The sequence below is a fragment of the Actinoalloteichus caeruleus genome (genome assembly GCF_049311605.1).
Taxonomy (GTDB): domain Bacteria; phylum Actinomycetota; class Actinomycetes; order Mycobacteriales; family Pseudonocardiaceae; genus Actinoalloteichus_B; species Actinoalloteichus_B caeruleus.
On the sequence record NZ_CP186005.1, the window covers coordinates 1,862,048 to 1,876,830 of the forward strand.

Genomic DNA, 14,783 nt, shown 5'->3' on the forward strand with positions numbered 1-14,783 from the left:
GGTTTGACCGAAGTCAGCCCATCTGGGCCGCGTCCCCGGGATCCGGGGAAGCGGGGACGGCCGTTTCCGGCCGGGGCCGCCGCGGGGCCGTCGGGCGGCTGGCCCTCGCGGCCCGAGCGGGACTAGGGTCAAAATCCGACCCTTGGAAAAAGTCCCCGGCCCGCCGGTGGACTCGCTGGCACCGGAGGAGGAGGGTGTCGTGCGTCCTCGTTCCTCGCGGGACATCCGCAGGGAGAACCGCTTCGACCTGCTGCGACGCGTGTACTCGGCCGAGCGGGCGGTCACCCGCCAGTGGCTGGCGGCCGAGACGGGGCTCTCCCCCGCCACCGTCGCCACCCTGACCACCGAACTGCTCGCCCTCGGGGTGCTCGTCGAGGTCGGCAGGGAGGACTCCGGTGGCGGTCGTCCCCGGGCGCGGCTCGCGGTGAACGGGGACCACGGCGTCCTCGTCGGCGTGGACGTCGCCGAGACCTACGTCCGCGCCGACCTGTTCGACCTCGCGCTGCGCGGCCTCGACTCGGGGCACCGGGAGATCGGACCGGAGGACCACCAGCCCGACGTGGTGGCCCGGCACGTCGTCGACCTGGTGCGCGGCATCTTCGACCGTGGTCGGCTGACCCGGGACCGCCTGCTCGGGATCGGGGTGAGCCTGCCGGGGCAGCGGCACACCGACAGCGGGGTGTCCCTGTTCCCCGCCGTCACCGGGGCCTACGAGGACGGTGACCCGGAGGGGAGGTTCCGGGGGCTCCTGGCGGACGCCTTCGGGAGCGAACCCTTCCTGGAGAACCCGCTGAAGGCGAGCACGGTGGCCGAGCTGTGGTTCGGCGGGGGACGCGCCGCCCACGACCTGGCGGTGGTGACCCTCGGAACCGGGGTCGGCGTGGGGATCGCCGTCGACCAGCGCCTGTACCGGGGAGCCACCGACGCGGCGGGGGAGTGGGGGCACACCCTGCTGGTCCCCGGCGGACGTCCCTGCCGGTGCGGCAGGACCGGCTGCGTCGAGGCCTATGTGGGCGCTCCCGGCATCGTGGCGACGCTGCGCGAACGCGACCCGCGCGACCCGCTGCTCCACGCCGACGAGTCCGCCACCGTCGACGCGTTGGCCTCGGCCGCCGGCCGGGACGATCCGCGTGCCCTCGCCGTGCTCGACGAGGTGGGCTCCACCCTCGGTGTCGCCCTCGCCAACCTGGTCAACGTCCTCAACCCCGACACCGTGGTGCTCGGCAGCTGGGTGGCGACCCGCCTGGGCCGCTGGTTGCTGCCCGCCGCCCGCGACGGCGCCGCCACCCACGCCCTGCCCCGCAACCTCGCGGCCGTCGACTGGCGGCTGTCCGGGGTGGAGGGGCACGCCGTGAGCCTGGGCGTCGCCGCACTGGCCCTCGAAGGACTCGTCGCGGGCGGCCCGTCGGCCGCGCCGCGTCGCGACCCCGTTCCGACGACCGCCCACCGGGAGCGCTGACATGCCCGAATTCGCCATTGGTGACGACGACTTCCTGTTGGACGGGAAGCCGACGCGCATCATCTCCGGTGCCCTGCACTACTTCCGGGTCCACCCCGACCAGTGGGAGGACAGGCTTCGCAAGGCCCGGCTGATGGGGCTGAACACCGTGGAGACCTACGTCCCGTGGAACCTGCACCAACCGACGCCGGACGACCTCACCGCCGAGGACGGGCTCGACCTCCCCCGGTTCCTGCGGCTGGCCGGGGCGGAGGGGCTGCACGTGCTGCTGCGCCCCGGCCCCTACATCTGCGCGGAGTGGGAGTTCGGGGGGCTGCCCGCCTGGTTGCTGGCGGAACCCGGGGTGCGGCTCCGCTCCACCGACCCCACCTACCTGGCGGCGGTGGAGCGCTTCCTGGCCCGGCTGTTGCCGTTGGTGGTCCCCCACCTGGTGACCCGGGGCGGGCCGGTGCTGGCCGTGCAGGTGGAGAACGAGTTCGGCGCCTACGGCCGGGACCAGGAGTACCTGGAGCGGGTGGCGGAGTTCCTGCGGGCCGGCGGGGTGGACGTCCCGTTGTTCACCAGCGACCAGCCCTCCGAGGAGATGCTGGCCGCCGGAGGCCTGCCCGGGGTGCTGCGCACCGGCAACTTCGGCTCGCGGGCGGCGGAGAACCTGGCCCGCTTGCGGGAGGGGCAGCCCACGGGGCCGTTGATGTGCATGGAGTTCTGGCACGGCTGGTTCGACCGGTGGGGTGGGCCGCACCACGTGCGCGAGCCCGAGGACGCGGCGTCCACCCTGGACGAGCTGCTGGCCGCCGGTGCCTCGGTGAACTTCTACATGTTCCACGGCGGGACCAGTTTCGGCTTCCTCAACGGCGCCAACGACAACGGCCGGTACCTGCCCACCGTGAACTCCTACGACTACGACGCCCCGCTGTCGGAGAGCGGTGATCCCACCCCGAAGTTCGCCGCGTTCCGCGAGGTCATCGCCCGGTACGCCCCCGTCCCCGACGAGCCGGTGCCCGCTCGGGGGCCCCGCCTTCCGGAGACGGCGGTCAGCCTGGACGAGTCGGCGGCGTTGCTCCCTGCCGTGGACCTCCTCGCCGAGGGGGTCGCCGCCGACCGGCCGCTCACGATGGAGGAGTTGGGCCAGGCCTACGGTTTCGTGCTCTACCGGACCACCCTGCCGGCGGCGGTGGACGGGGTGCTCGTCGTCGAGGACGTGCACGACCGCGCCCAGGTCTTCGTGGACGGCGCGCCGGTGGGGGTGCTGGAGCGGGAGCACCGCGAGCGGGCGCTGGCGCTGCGGGCACCGGCCGGTGCCCGGCTCGACCTGCTGGTGGAGAACCAGGGGCGGGTGAACTACGGGGAGGGGCTGGCCGACCGCAAGGGCGTCCTCGGCGGGGTGTTCGTCGACGGGACCGAGGTGACCGGCTGGAGCTGCCACCCGCTGCCGCTGTCGGCGGAGCAACTGGCCGCCGCCCCGTACTCGCCGGCCACCGGGCTGCCAGCCGGACCGGGACTGCACCGGGGGACCGTCCGGATCGAGCAGCCGGCGGACACCTTCGTCTCCCTGCCGGACTGGACCAAGGGCGTGGTCTGGATCAACGGCTTCGCCCTCGGGCGGTACTGGCGGCGCGGTCCGCAGCGGACCCTCTACGTCCCCGGGCCCGTGCTGCGCCCCGGGGTCAACGAGATCGTCGTTCTCGAGTTGGAGGCCGCGACGTCGCGCACGCTGATGTTGGTGCCCGAACCCGACCTGGGTCATACCCAGGAGTGACGGTTCGGGCCCCTTGTCGTGGGGTGGCCCCTCGGGCCGCGTGTTCGTGGGTTGGGGTCGACACGGCGACCCCGGTCTCCCCGAGGTCGTCCCCTCCCCGATCCCGTCCGGGCGTCGCCGCCGCGCACGTCCCGGCTCGGCCGGGTGGGAGTCGCGACGGGTGGCGGTCCCACCCCAGCCACCCCACCGGGGACCGGGTCCTCCGCCGGGTGGCGGGCGCGGGGCGGCCGGGCTCCCACGTGTTCGTGGCCGGGCTCAGCCCGACCGGTGGGGCGTGCCGCCGCCGGCTCCGACTCCCGTGAACAGCGTGTCGACCACCCGCGCGGCGGCCGCGTCCAGTTCGGCCGGTGTCGGCTCCTCGGCCAGGTCCTCGGCCGCGGCCTGGATGAGCCCGTAGTACACCCGGCTGGCCCAGTCGGGGTCGACGTCCGAGCGCACCGCACCGGCGTCGCGGGCCCGGCGGAACAGGGCGACGCACCGGGCGCGGGTGTCGGTGTGGACGCGCACCACCTCGGGGTGTTCGGAGTGGACGCCCATCGCGAAGCTCCAGGTCCGTTTGATGCGCAGCACGTTGGCCGTCACCTCGTGCAGGGCGACCAGGGGTGGGGCGCTCTCGGGGCGGCCGGCCAGGACCGCCGCCTCCAACTGCTGGGCCGCCAGGACCGTCAGCGAGGAGACGAGGTCCTCCCTGGTGGCGAAGCGCCGGTGCACCGTCGTCCGCGCGACCCCCGCCTCGGCGGCGATGCGTTCCATCGTGGCCCCGGGCTCCTGGCTGAGCACCCGTTCGGCGGCGGCGAGGATGGCGCGCACGGTGCGTTCGGCGTCCGCGCGTCGGGCGCGTCCCGGCCCCGGGGTCCGTTCCGTGTCGTCCCGCATCACCGTGCCCTCCCCACCGGGGAGCGTACCGCCGTGCCACCCCTTCCCTCGAAGTTGCTACATTCGTGTAGCAAGTAAATCGCTAGTGGCATCAACTCAGTAGTGGTTGAAGGGAGTTCTGGTGGATCTTCGCCTGAGCGGGAAGACAGCGGTGGTCACCGGCGGAAGTCGGGGCATCGGCCGCGCCATCGCGGCCGTCCTCGCCGAACAGGGAGTCCGGGTGGTGGTCGGCGCCCGCCGCGCCCCCGATCCGCCAGTGCCCGGCACGACGGCCGTCACCGCCGACCTCGGCACCGAGCAGGGCGCGCGGGACCTCGCCGGCGCGGCCCTCGCGGAACTCGGCGCGGTCGACGTCCTGGTGAACAACGTCGGAGGCGGCGACGGTGGTGACGGCCAGACCAGCGGGTTCCTGGGGACCTCCGACGCCCTGTGGCACGCCACCTTCGAGCTCAACCTGTTCAGCGCGGTCCGCGTCACCCGGCACCTGCTGCCCAGCCTGCTCGACCAGCGCGGCAGCATCGTCACCGTGTCCTCCAACGCGGCGCGGACGCCCGGCGCCGGCCCGTTGCCCTACGCGGTGGCCAAGGCCGCGCTCACCGCGTTCGCCAAGGGCCTCGACGCCGAGTACGGGCCCCGGGGCGTCCGGGTCAACACCGTCTCCCCGGGACCGGTGCGCACCGATCTGTGGGAACACCCAGAGGGGTACGGCGCCGCCCTCGCCCGCTCGCTGGGCATCCCCCTCGACGACCTGCTCGCCGGCCTGCCCGACGCCTCGGGCATGACCACCGGTCGGCTCGTCGAACCCCTCGAGGTCGCGCACCTCGTCGCCTACCTGGCCTCACCGCTGGCCGCCAGCGTCGCGGGCGCGGACCTGCTCATCGACGGCGGCGCCACCCGAACCCTCTGAGCCGGCGGCGCGGTGGGGCGGTGGGACGGCCCGCCGAACGCCCGGGACGGGATCAGCCGGTCGACCCGGACCCCGCCGCGCCGTCCGGGACCGCACACGCCGCCCCACCCTCGCCCCCCGTCGGGTCGGCGGCCCGCTCGTCCACCCCGGCGGCCGTGGCCAGGGCGCGTGCCAGCACCTCGACCGGTTGCGCGCCCGACACCCCGTACCTGCCGTCGAGCACGAAGAACGGCACCCCACTCACCCCGAGCCGGCGAGCCAGGTCGAGATCGGCGCGCACCGCGTCGGCGTGCGCGTCCCCGTCGTCGAGCACCCGGCCGGCCGTCGCCTCGTCCACCCCGGCCTCGGTGGCGAGCAGCACGAGGGAGTCCCGGTCGAACAGCGACCGCTGCTCGGAGAAGTGCGCGCGGAACAGCCGCTCGACCATGCGCGGGCCGGTCCCCAGCCCAGCGGCGCACTGGACCAGGCGGTGGGCGTCGAAGGTGTTGCCGTACCGCAGCCCGCCCATCCGGAACTCCAGCCCGTCCCCGGCCGCCGTGCGCTCCATGTCCGTCCCCATCCGGGCCGCCTCCTCGCGGGAGGTGCCGAACTTCGCGGCCAGCACCTCGGCCTGGTCGCGGGTCTCACCCCGGGGGAAGCCGGGGTCGAGCTGGAAGGACCGGTACACCACCTCGACGCGGTCACCGAGGCCGGCGGCGTCGAGCGCCCGCTCGAACCGCTTCTTGCCCAGGTAGCACCAGGGGCAGACCAGATCGGACCAGATGTCGACCCGCACCAGCGGCTCCTTCCTCGCGCCTCGACTCCCCGGAACGGACCGTGAGCCTCCGCCACGGTAGTCGACCGGCCCGGCCGCCCGTCGTGGCGGACGAGGACGCCGCCCGGCACCGCTCAGGGGGCGGTGCGGTAGTGGTAGGCGGCGAGCTCGGTGAACCCGGCGCGGGTGTAGAGCCCGTGCGCGGCGGTGTTGTCCTCGTCCACCTGGAGGTAGAGCTGGTGGGCCCCGCGTCGCCCCGCCCACCCGGCCAACGCGCCCAACACCAGCCGGGCGGCGCCCCGGCCCCGGGCGTGCCGCCTTGTCGCCATGCCGAAGATCCCCGCCCAGCCGTCGTCGAGGACCACCCGGCCCACGCTCACCACCTCCCCGTCCAGGGCCCACGGAGGCGTACCCGCAGGGGCGGTCCAGCCGGTCGAGCACCCGACGTTCGGCCTCCCGGTCGAGGCCCGCGCCGTGCACGGCGAACCAGGTGTCGAACCAGGTCGGGTCGGCGTGGTCTCGCACCGACACCGGGAGGTGGGCGCCGACCGCCCCGACGCGTGCCCCGTCCAGCGGAGCGGTCCGCAACGACATCGGACTCTCCCGGCGATAGCCCCGCCCGGCCAGCAGCGCGTCCAACTGGTCGGGTGAGGCCGGGCTGATCTGGAAGCGGGCGGTCCCGCCGTATCCGGCGTGGAAGCGTTCCGCCCGTCCCACCCGCTCCGCCAGCGGTTCCGCCGCCAGCTCCTCGTGCGCCAGCACGGCCGCCGACCACCACGCGCAGCCGGGGGAGTGCCGCAGCCACCAGCCTCCGAGGTGGACGACGTGTTCGGCGGGCAGTGCCCGCGCGGTCCGTTCCTGGAGCGCGGCGACGAGGGCGGCGGTGCTGGTCGAGGACGTGGTCGGCATCCTCGCCTCCCTTCCGGCGGGCCAGCCACGGGGCGCGGGCGTGGCACGGCGTTCGTGATCGGCCACCCCCTCGCGCGGGACGTCCGGAGGTCGCGTGGTCAGCGCGGCCCGGGGACCCCGTGCACGGCGGCGTACTCCTCGGCCAGCCAGGGGCCGAGGTCGTCGAGGACCATCGGGAGGATGTCCGTGTTCGCAGTCGGAGCCGACGCGGCCTCGGCGACGGCCCGCATCCGCTCGGCCTGGTCCGGGTAGTACCGCGCGAAGAGGTCGGCAGACCGGGTGAGGTCGCTGGTCCACCCGCCCCAGCGGGGCATGACCAGCGTGAACCCGGTGCGGACCACCCGCCTGGTGACCCCGCGCACGAGGGAACGCCGCTCGGCGTCCGTGGTGGCGGCGGCGTTCCTGTCCCGCCACCGGGGAAGCAGGGAACCGAGGTCGCCGTTCGTCTCCCGCGCGAGCACCGAGTCCGGCCGGTAACGGGGCAGCAGCTCGGCGAGGTCCTGCCCGAGCAGCGGGGTGCACAGGCAGGCGACGAAGAACCCGCCGTCGTACCGCTCCTCGTCGCTCAGGAGGGACGTCATGCTCGACAGGAGGATGCCGGCGCCGTCGATCTCCGGGAAGGCATCGTCCAACTCGGACTGGATGGTCCTGACCTCGGCCCGGTCGGTGTCCGATGGCTCCGCTCGCAGTGCCACCAGGACGTCCAGGTCGGACGTGCCAGGGACGGCGGTGCCCCGGGGGATGCTGCCGTAGAGGTAGGCGCTGTGCAGGCGGTCGGCGTCGAAGGTCGCAGCGAGGCGTGCCCGGGTCGCCTCGACCACCGGCGTGAACGCCGCGCCCACCCGGTCGAGGGCCCCCTCCCGGACGATCGCTCCCGTGCCGTCCACCCCGCGTTCGTCCACCTCGCGTTCGACCATTCGCGCAGGATGACCGATCGGCGCGAACCGATCCACCCGATTTCCCGAGCTCCCCTCCGTGGCACCGGCACGACCGCCCCGGGTGCCACCCGCTCGCACACCAGCCCCGGGCTCCCGACCGGGACCGAGGGCGGACCCGGCCCGTGCCGTCGCGGTGACCGGGGGCGGCGCGGCCGGCCGCGACGAGGAGCCGCTCGCGGGTCGTCCCACGGTCCCGCCGCGCGCCGGGCCTCGTGTCCACCGCGGGCTCACGGGGCCGGTGGTAGCCGGTAGACGGAGACGTGGGACCGGGAGTCGGAGGTGAACTCGGCTCCGGACCAGTCGGCCCACCTGTTCTCCAGGTCGAACCCGGCCAGCTGCCCCATCAGGTCGAGCTCGGCCGGCCAGACGTAGCGGTGCGGGCTGCGCGCCAGCCGCGCCTGCCTGCCCTCGCCGAACGTGAAGTGGTGGGACACCAGGTGCTGGCGCACCGTGTCGTAGGTGTCCAGGCCGACGTACCCGGGCTCGGCGTGGTAGACCAGCGCCTCCTGCCCCGGTGGGAGCCGGCGCAGCTCGGGCACCTCCAGCTCGATCACGAACCGCCCGCCGGGCACCAGGTGGCGTGCGGCGTTGCGGAAGCAGGACACCTGCTCGGCCTGGGTGAGCAGGTTCGAGATCGTGTTGTAGACGAGGTACACCAGCGAGTACTCGCCCGGCGCGGTGGCCGTGGCCATGTCCCCGATGACCACGGGCACGGCCCGATCGTCCACCTTCGTCCGGAGCCGCTCGACCATGGGACGGGACAGGTCGATCCCGGTGACGCGGACCCCCCGTTCGGCGAGTGGTACGGCCACCCGACCGGTGCCGATCGCGAACTCCAGCGCCTCCCCGTCACCGGCCAACGCGGCCAGGCGGTCGACGGTCGGTTCCAGGACCTCACGGGCGAACCTGCCCCGGCCCGGCGTGTCATAGCGTTGGGCGGTCTCCGCGTCCCAGATCTCCTCCTGGCGCATGGTCGTGACGATCCCGGCGACGCTGCGCGATGTCCACCGGATTCGGTGCCACGGCGACCAGATCCTCGTCCGTGCCCTCACCCCGCGTCGCCGGTCACCGGCCCGCCGTCGGCCACCTCGGCGAGGCGGGTGGACAGTGCGCGCAGCCGCTCCCGCAGCAGGTCAGACGCCGTCATCGTCACCGGTTCCCCGAGAGCCACGACCGCGAGGACCTCCCGCAGCAGGCCGTCCACCGTGTCCGAGCCCAACGCCACCACGCACCCGCCGTCCTCGATGTCCCGAACCCGGCCCGGCAGCGGGTCCGTCAACACCCGTGACACCCGGGCCGCCGACGCGGCCACCCACAGTTCCGCCCGGTGCGGGAACGGGGTCGACAACAGGACACCCCGCAGGTACTCGGCCGGGTCCCCACCCGGGACCTCCCCGCGCTGGAAGCGCCGCCCGGTCGGGGCCACCTCGGAGATCCGGTCCACCCGGAACGTCCGCCACCCGCCGCGGCGCAGGTCGTGGGCGATCAGGTACCAGAGCTGGTGACCGGTCACCAGGTGGTGGGGTTCGACCCGTCGTTCGGTCACCACCCCGTCCCGGTCGCGGTAGGAGCACGTCACCACCTCGTGGTCCCGGCAGGCGACGGCGAGCACCGACAGCACCTCCGGGCACACCTGGTTCGGTGCCGGCCGCACGAGCGGGACCGTCGCCCGGGACACCGCCGCCGCCCGGTGCCGCAGCCGTGCCGGCAACACCTGCTCCAACTTCGCCAACGCCCGCACCGAGGTGTCCTCGATCCCCGTGACCGTGCCCCCGGCCGCGGTGAGCAGCGCCGTGGCCACCGCCACCGCCTCCTCGTCGTCCAGCAGCAGCGGAGGAAGATCCCGCCCGGCCACCATCCGGTACCCGCCGGCGGTGCCGGTCGTACCCCGCACCGGGTAGCCCAGGGCACGCAGCCGCCCGACGTCGCGTCGGACGGTCCGGTCGGTCACCTCCAGCCGGCGCGCCAACTCGGCCCCCGACCACTCGCGGCGGCTCTGCAACAGCGACAGGAGGGTCAACAGCCGCGCCGGCAGGCTCGCGTTCACTCTTTCAGGATGTCATCTCCTTGCGGACACCTCCGGTCCGCAACGCGCTCTAGCTTCGACCGCATGACCACGTCGACCTCCGCGATCACCCCTGTCGTCGCCACCCTGCGCGCCGAGGTGGCAGGTCCGGTCCTCCTCCCCGAGGACCCGGGATTCGCCACCGCCACCGTCGGTTTCCAGACCTACGGGCCGCACCGACCCGACGTCGCCGTCCTCGCCGCCACCACGGCCGACGTCCGCGCCGCCGTCCGCGTGGCCGCCGACCACGACCTGCCCGTCGCCGTGCTGAACTCCGGGCACGGTGTTCCTCCCCGGTACACCGGGGGGCTGCTCGTGGCGATCCGGGACCTCGCCGGGGTCCGCGTCGACCCGGGTCGACGCGTGGCGTGGATCGAGGCGGGGGCGCCGTGGTCCGCCGTGATCGAGGCGGCCGGCGCCCACGGCCTCGCCCCGCTCTCCGGTAGCACCCCCCACGTCGGTGCCGTCGGCTACACCCTTGGCGGCGGCCTGGGCCTGCTCGCCCGCCGGTTCGGCTACGCCGCCGACCACGTGCGCGAGATCGAACTCGTCACGGCGGACGGGACGACCCGCTCGGTGACCGCCCGGACACACCCGGATCTGTTCTGGGCGTCGCGCGGGGGCGGCGGGAACTTCGGGGTGGTCACCGGGATGGAGGTCGACCTCTTCCCCGTCCCCACCCTCTACGGCGGGGGGCTCTTCTACGACGCCCCGCTGGTCGGCGAGGCGCTGCGGGCGTGGCGGGACTGGACGTCGACGGCACCCGAGGAGATCACCACCTCGGTCGCCCTCGTCCCCTTCCCCGACGTCGACGGCGTGCCGGACCCCCTGCGGGGTCGGCACGTGCTGCACGTGCGGATCGCCGCGACCCTCGACGTGGCCACCGGCGACGAGGTGATCGCACCCCTGCGGGCGGTGGGTCCCCGGCTGCTGGACGCGGTCGGCGAACTCCCCTACACCGACTCGGCCACCATCTGCTCGGACCCCACCGAGCCGATGGGCTACCAGACGGCCAACCTGTTCCTCGACGGTCTCCCCGACCAGGCCCTGAGCGGTGTCCTGGACCGCGTCGGCCCAGGAGCGCCGTCGCCCCAGGTCCTGGAGATCCGCCACCTGGGCGGAGCGCTCCGACGCCCACCCGCCGAGGCGAACTGCGTCAGCCACCGGGACGCCGAGTACCTCCTCGGCCTCACCCGCCGCACACCCCCCGACGCGACCCCCGAGCAGGCGGCCGCGCTCCGCGCCCCGCACGCCGAGGTCCGCGCGGCACTGCGCCCCTGGTCGACCGGCGCCAGCTACCTGAACTTCCTGGACGGGGACGGAGCGGACACCGAGCGCGTCCGCTCCGCCTACACGCCGGAGAACTACCGCCGGCTCGCCGACACGAAGGCGCGGTGGGACCCGAGGAACCTGTTCCGCCACAACCGCAACATCCCCCCGACCGCCCCCACCTCCCCGAACTGACCGATCGCCCGGCGCCCACCCGGTGGATCGGGCGGGTGGGCGCCGGCCCGGTGCACGACCGGGTCGGCGCATCCATCGCGCCCGCGGGTGCACGTGACTGGACGAACGCGACGAGCGGACGCGTCCGGCTCCTGGCCACGATCCGGTTCGGACATGTCGTCACCGGTGCCGGATGGCTGTCACCGGGCGGTCAGCCCCGGGACCACTGCTGGTGGGGTCCGGTGCCGCAGCTCCACTGGTGGACGGTGGCGTTGTTCGCCGTGGACTCGTCGGCCACGTCCAGGCACAGCCCGCTGTGCCGTGCCACGTAGCGGACGTGGCCGGCACCCGCGTCCTCGGCACGCCACTGCTGGTGGGGCTCACCGGTGCAGGCACGTTGCGTCACGGCTCCGCCGTCGCTCGTGGAGCCGCCCTCCACCGTCAGGCACCGTCCGCTGTGCCAGGCGACGAGTTCCACGTGCCCGCCGCCGACATCCCGCGACACCCACCGCTGGTTGTTCCCTCCCGTGCACTCCCACTGGATCACCCGGTGCCCCTCGGCGGTGGACTCGTCGGCCACGTCCAGGCACTTGGAGCTGTGCCTGGCCACCACCGGGCGCGCCTGTCCGCCGTCGAGCCCACTGATCCGCCCGGTGGCCGTGTCGATCTCCAGCTCGGGTGTCCAGTCCATGGCGAGGGAGGTCGGGGTGGGGAACTCCAACGGCAGCCACACGTACTCGGAGTCGTTCGGGGTGCCGCCCTGCGCCGGGCCCCACCGGTCGCCCATGTAGAGGTAGCTGGTGGTCTCGCTGCCCTCCACCGGGAGCACGAAGGCCGTCTGCGAGCCGAAAGCCGTCGAGTTCCCCAGGTTCGTCGGCTCCGTCCACGGGCACTCCACGCACTCGGCGGTGGCGTACTTCTGCTGGTTGGGATTCCACCCCGTGGCGCCGGAGGTGACGAGGAAGTACACGCCGTCGCGTTCGAACATCGCCGGGGCCTCCCGGTGGCCGCCGGGCCACAGCACGTGGACGAGTTCCTCGACCCGCGTGTAGTCGGGCGTCAGCCGGTACACGTGCAGGTCGTAGTTCTCCCTGGCGGAGGAGATCATGTATCCGGTGCCGTTCCCGTCGACGAAGGCGGTGATGTCCCGGGACATGTGTTCGTCGAAGGGCCGGAAGCTGCCTCGCCACTCGTAGTCGCCGTCGACGGTGTCCGACACGGCCACGGCGGCCCGGGCCTCCCCGTAGTCCCGGCCGTTCTCCTTGTGCATCCACATGACGAACTGCCCGGTGGACTCGTTGTAGATCACCTTCGGGCGCTCGATGTTCGCGACCGCGAGTTCCGCGTCGCTGTCCTGGGTCAGCACGTGGTTGCGGAACTCCCAGTTCCGCAGATCGGTCGACCGGTACGCCGAGACGTGGCGGAAGGTGAAGTCCGGGTTGCGGTTCTCCCCGAACCAGTAGTAGTAGTCGTCAACCTTGAGCACACCGCCACCGTGGGCGTGCAGCGGGTTTCCGTCGGTGTCGGTGAACTGCGTTGCGTTGGGAATCCGAACCGGTTCGGCCGACGCCGTACCGGTGAGGACACCGGTCATCAGCAGTGCCACGGTGCCGACCACCGCGGCCAGCACGGCGCCGGGGCGCCGTCTCGTCCATCGTGTCCGGGACATGCAAACTCCCTTGTTCGCTGTCGACGGGTGTGAACACGCGATCTCGGGACGCGGCTGGTTGCGGGGACCGTCGGGACCGGTGACGGGACTGGCATCGGTCCCGAGGGTCGGGGACGCGCACCACCTCGCGACCGGCACCGGGGTCCGGACCAGGAGCGGGCGTGCACCGGTAGCTCCTTCCGCGGCGGAGGTCAGCCGGGACGAACGCGTGATCTCGATCACCGTAACCGTTGACGTGCGAGGACTTCAATTCCCAGTGCATGGAAGTCGGTGGCGGTAGTTTTCGAAAGCTCCGCGTCAGCGGGAGTTCCGAGGCGTGCGCTTGGCGGAGACCGCCTGGTTGGTCAGGCGTTGACGAGGGCGTATCCCGATTCTTGACCCGTGGAACGCGGCGGCGGTACTTTCCGGGGATGCCCCGTCCCGCGCAGGGTCGCGGACCGATCGCCACGACGCGTGCGAGTGCGCGGGTGTTCCGCCTCGTGTTGACCGACGGCCCGGTGCGGCGGGGAGAACTGGTCCGGCGCACGGGCCTGTCCCAACCCAGCATCACCAAGATCACCCGTGCCTTCCTCGACCGGGGCTACCTCGCCGAGGTCTCCCCGGGCCACGGCCGGAACGGCGTCGGGGGGCGCGACGTCCGGATCGGCCGGCCCTCCGTCCCGCTGGACGTGCGTGCGGACCGGGAGTTCGTGGTGGGTGTCAAGGTGACGGCCAACGAACTCATCGGCGTCGTCACGGACCTGAGGGCACATGTCCGCCACGCCGCCCGAAACCACCTGTCGGGCCATGACGTCGCGGACGTCGTCCGGTCGGTGGCGGGACTGGTCGACGAGCTGCGCCGCCTCGAACCCCGCTTCCGTGTCCGCACCCACGCGCTGGGCGTGTCGGTGGCCGGTGCCGTCGACCGGGACCGGGGTATCGCCCGCTACGAGCCGTTCCACGGCTGGCGGGACCTGCGTCTCGCCGACCTGATCAGCGCCGAGACCGGGCTCCCGACCGTCGTCGACAACGACGTCCGTGCCCTCACCGAGGCGGAGAACTGGTTCGGCGTGGGAGCCCGCGCCGACTCGTTCCTACTGGTCACCGTCGGCGCGGGCGTGACGGGCGGCCTCGTCGTCGACGGTCGGGTCCGCACCGGGGCCTTCGGCGTCGCCGGCGAACTCGGCCACGTCCCCGTCGACCCGCGCGGCCCCCGGTGCTACTGCGGGGCCACCGGCTGCCTGGAGGCCGTCGCCTCGGAACCGGCGATCGTGCGACGAGCCGCCGAACTCCTGGGAGAACCCGATCTGGCACTGCCCGACCTGGTCCGCCGCGCCCAGGGCGGCGACGCCCGGGTCCGAGGGGTGTTCGAGGAGGCGGGGAGGGCCGTGGGACGGGCCGCCGCCGGAGTCGTCAACCTCCTCGGCCCCGAAGTGGTCGTGGTGTCCGCCGACCACCAGGCGGGTCTCGCCCTGCTCGAACCCCACCTGCGCGCCGCACTCCACGAGGCCTCCTACGGCGCGGCCGGCCGCGCCGAGGTCGTGGTCCGCCTGGCACCGTTCGAGGAGTGGGCGCGGGGTGCGGCGGCGGTCGCCATCGCCCGGCGGATCGGCGACTTCACGTCGCCTCCCGGCTGACCCCGGGCCTCGGCCCACCTGGGCTCGCCGGATGATGGTGGAGAGCGAGCGAGAACGGCGGAGGCCGAGCACCCGTTCGAACGGCCGGCCCAGCCCTGGCACAAGTGCGGCTCCGGGGATGCAGGGGGAAGCGTGCCCCGACGCCTCCGGAAGACGCGTCGGCGGGGACATCACCCCGCCCGGCTCCCGAGTACCCGAGTCACCTCCAGCGGATGGGGACCGGAACTCGGACCCGGGAGCACCACCGTGGGGGACGGGGATCCAACACCACCGCGGCGGTCCGAGGAGTGCGCTGACCGGGTTCGCGTGGACAGCGGGCCTCCGGTGCGCCGCTCGGTCACCGCATCACCGGACCCGGTCGGGGCAGCAGCCGGCCGGCGTTCCTCGC

12 protein-coding genes are annotated in these 14,783 nt (G+C 73.7%); 5 read left to right on the forward strand and 7 right to left on the reverse strand.

The annotated features are described in order from the left end of the window. Positions 1-199: 199 nt before the first annotated feature. The gene (locus tag ACOJVX_RS08385; RefSeq protein WP_422647385.1) at positions 200-1,459 is read left to right on the forward strand and encodes an ROK family protein; all 1,260 of its coding nucleotides are present in this window, start codon (positions 200-202) and stop codon (positions 1,457-1,459) included. A gap of 1 nt (position 1,460) precedes the next feature. Beyond that, complete coding sequence (locus ACOJVX_RS08390) at positions 1,461-3,218, forward strand: glycoside hydrolase family 35 protein (protein ID WP_418152656.1); 1,758 nt, start codon at positions 1,461-1,463, stop codon at positions 3,216-3,218. A 255-nt stretch (positions 3,219-3,473) separates the two neighbouring features. Here the strand turns inward: ACOJVX_RS08390 and ACOJVX_RS08395 are convergent, their stop codons facing one another. Next, positions 3,474-4,094 (reverse strand): TetR/AcrR family transcriptional regulator, encoded by a 621-nt coding sequence (locus ACOJVX_RS08395; RefSeq protein WP_422647386.1) that lies wholly within the window; start codon positions 4,092-4,094, stop codon positions 3,474-3,476. Positions 4,095-4,215: 121 nt separating this feature from the next. On the opposite strand from ACOJVX_RS08395, the gene ACOJVX_RS08400 reads away from it, so the two are divergent. Continuing rightward, positions 4,216-5,001, forward strand: coding sequence for an SDR family oxidoreductase (locus tag ACOJVX_RS08400; RefSeq protein WP_026420718.1), 786 nt, complete (start codon positions 4,216-4,218; stop codon positions 4,999-5,001). Positions 5,002-5,053: 52 nt separating this feature from the next. On the opposite strand, the gene ACOJVX_RS08405 is transcribed toward ACOJVX_RS08400, so the two are convergent. The 5 genes from ACOJVX_RS08405 to ACOJVX_RS08425 form a co-directional block, all read right to left on the reverse strand. Continuing rightward, the gene (locus ACOJVX_RS08405; RefSeq protein ID WP_422647387.1) at positions 5,054-5,776 is read right to left on the reverse strand and encodes a DsbA family oxidoreductase; all 723 of its coding nucleotides are present in this window, start codon (positions 5,774-5,776) and stop codon (positions 5,054-5,056) included. Between the two features lie 113 nt (positions 5,777-5,889). After that, positions 5,890-6,129, reverse strand: a complete 240-nt coding sequence (locus tag ACOJVX_RS08410) for a GNAT family N-acetyltransferase (RefSeq protein ID WP_422647388.1) — start codon at positions 6,127-6,129, stop codon at positions 5,890-5,892. 633 nt (positions 6,130-6,762) lie between these two features. Further along, positions 6,763-7,581, reverse strand: coding sequence for a nucleotidyltransferase domain-containing protein (locus ACOJVX_RS08415; RefSeq protein ID WP_418152666.1), 819 nt, complete (start codon positions 7,579-7,581; stop codon positions 6,763-6,765). Positions 7,582-7,829: 248 nt separating this feature from the next. Further along, a complete protein-coding gene (locus tag ACOJVX_RS08420) occupies positions 7,830-8,573 on the reverse strand; it encodes a class I SAM-dependent DNA methyltransferase (RefSeq protein ID WP_026420722.1) in 744 nt (247 codons plus the stop codon). A gap of 77 nt (positions 8,574-8,650) precedes the next feature. Beyond that, on the reverse strand, positions 8,651-9,649 hold the full coding sequence (locus ACOJVX_RS08425) for a helix-turn-helix transcriptional regulator (protein ID WP_418152668.1): 999 nt from the start codon (positions 9,647-9,649) through the stop codon (positions 8,651-8,653). Between the two features lie 63 nt (positions 9,650-9,712). Here ACOJVX_RS08425 and ACOJVX_RS08430 point away from each other — a divergent pair, with 63 nt between their 5' ends. Next, a complete protein-coding gene (locus ACOJVX_RS08430) occupies positions 9,713-11,131 on the forward strand; it encodes an FAD-binding oxidoreductase (RefSeq protein ID WP_418152669.1) in 1,419 nt (472 codons plus the stop codon). A gap of 190 nt (positions 11,132-11,321) precedes the next feature. Here ACOJVX_RS08430 and ACOJVX_RS08435 read toward each other — a convergent pair whose 3' ends face one another. After that, a complete protein-coding gene (locus tag ACOJVX_RS08435) occupies positions 11,322-12,779 on the reverse strand; it encodes an RICIN domain-containing protein (protein WP_418152670.1) in 1,458 nt (485 codons plus the stop codon). A 410-nt stretch (positions 12,780-13,189) separates the two neighbouring features. Here ACOJVX_RS08435 and ACOJVX_RS08440 point away from each other — a divergent pair, with 410 nt between their 5' ends. Then, the gene (locus ACOJVX_RS08440; protein WP_162147345.1) at positions 13,190-14,395 is read left to right on the forward strand and encodes an ROK family transcriptional regulator; all 1,206 of its coding nucleotides are present in this window, start codon (positions 13,190-13,192) and stop codon (positions 14,393-14,395) included. Positions 14,396-14,783: the final 388 nt, after the last annotated feature.

Excerpts from the sequence above, each read along its gene's own strand:
- ACOJVX_RS08420 (WP_026420722.1), bottom strand. The coding sequence starts at position 8,573 with ATGCGCCAGGAGGAGATCTGGGACGCGGAGACCGCCCAACGCTATGAC.
- ACOJVX_RS08430 (WP_418152669.1), top strand. The coding sequence starts at position 9,713 with ATGACCACGTCGACCTCCGCGATCACCCCTGTCGTCGCCACCCTGCGC.
- ACOJVX_RS08390 (WP_418152656.1), top strand. The coding sequence starts at position 1,461 with ATGCCCGAATTCGCCATTGGTGACGACGACTTCCTGTTGGACGGGAAG.
- ACOJVX_RS08415 (WP_418152666.1), bottom strand. The coding sequence starts at position 7,581 with ATGGTCGAACGCGAGGTGGACGAACGCGGGGTGGACGGCACGGGAGCG.
- ACOJVX_RS08440 (WP_162147345.1), top strand. The coding sequence starts at position 13,190 with ATGCCCCGTCCCGCGCAGGGTCGCGGACCGATCGCCACGACGCGTGCG.
- ACOJVX_RS08435 (WP_418152670.1), bottom strand. The coding sequence starts at position 12,779 with ATGTCCCGGACACGATGGACGAGACGGCGCCCCGGCGCCGTGCTGGCC.
- ACOJVX_RS08395 (WP_422647386.1), bottom strand. The coding sequence starts at position 4,094 with ATGCGGGACGACACGGAACGGACCCCGGGGCCGGGACGCGCCCGACGC.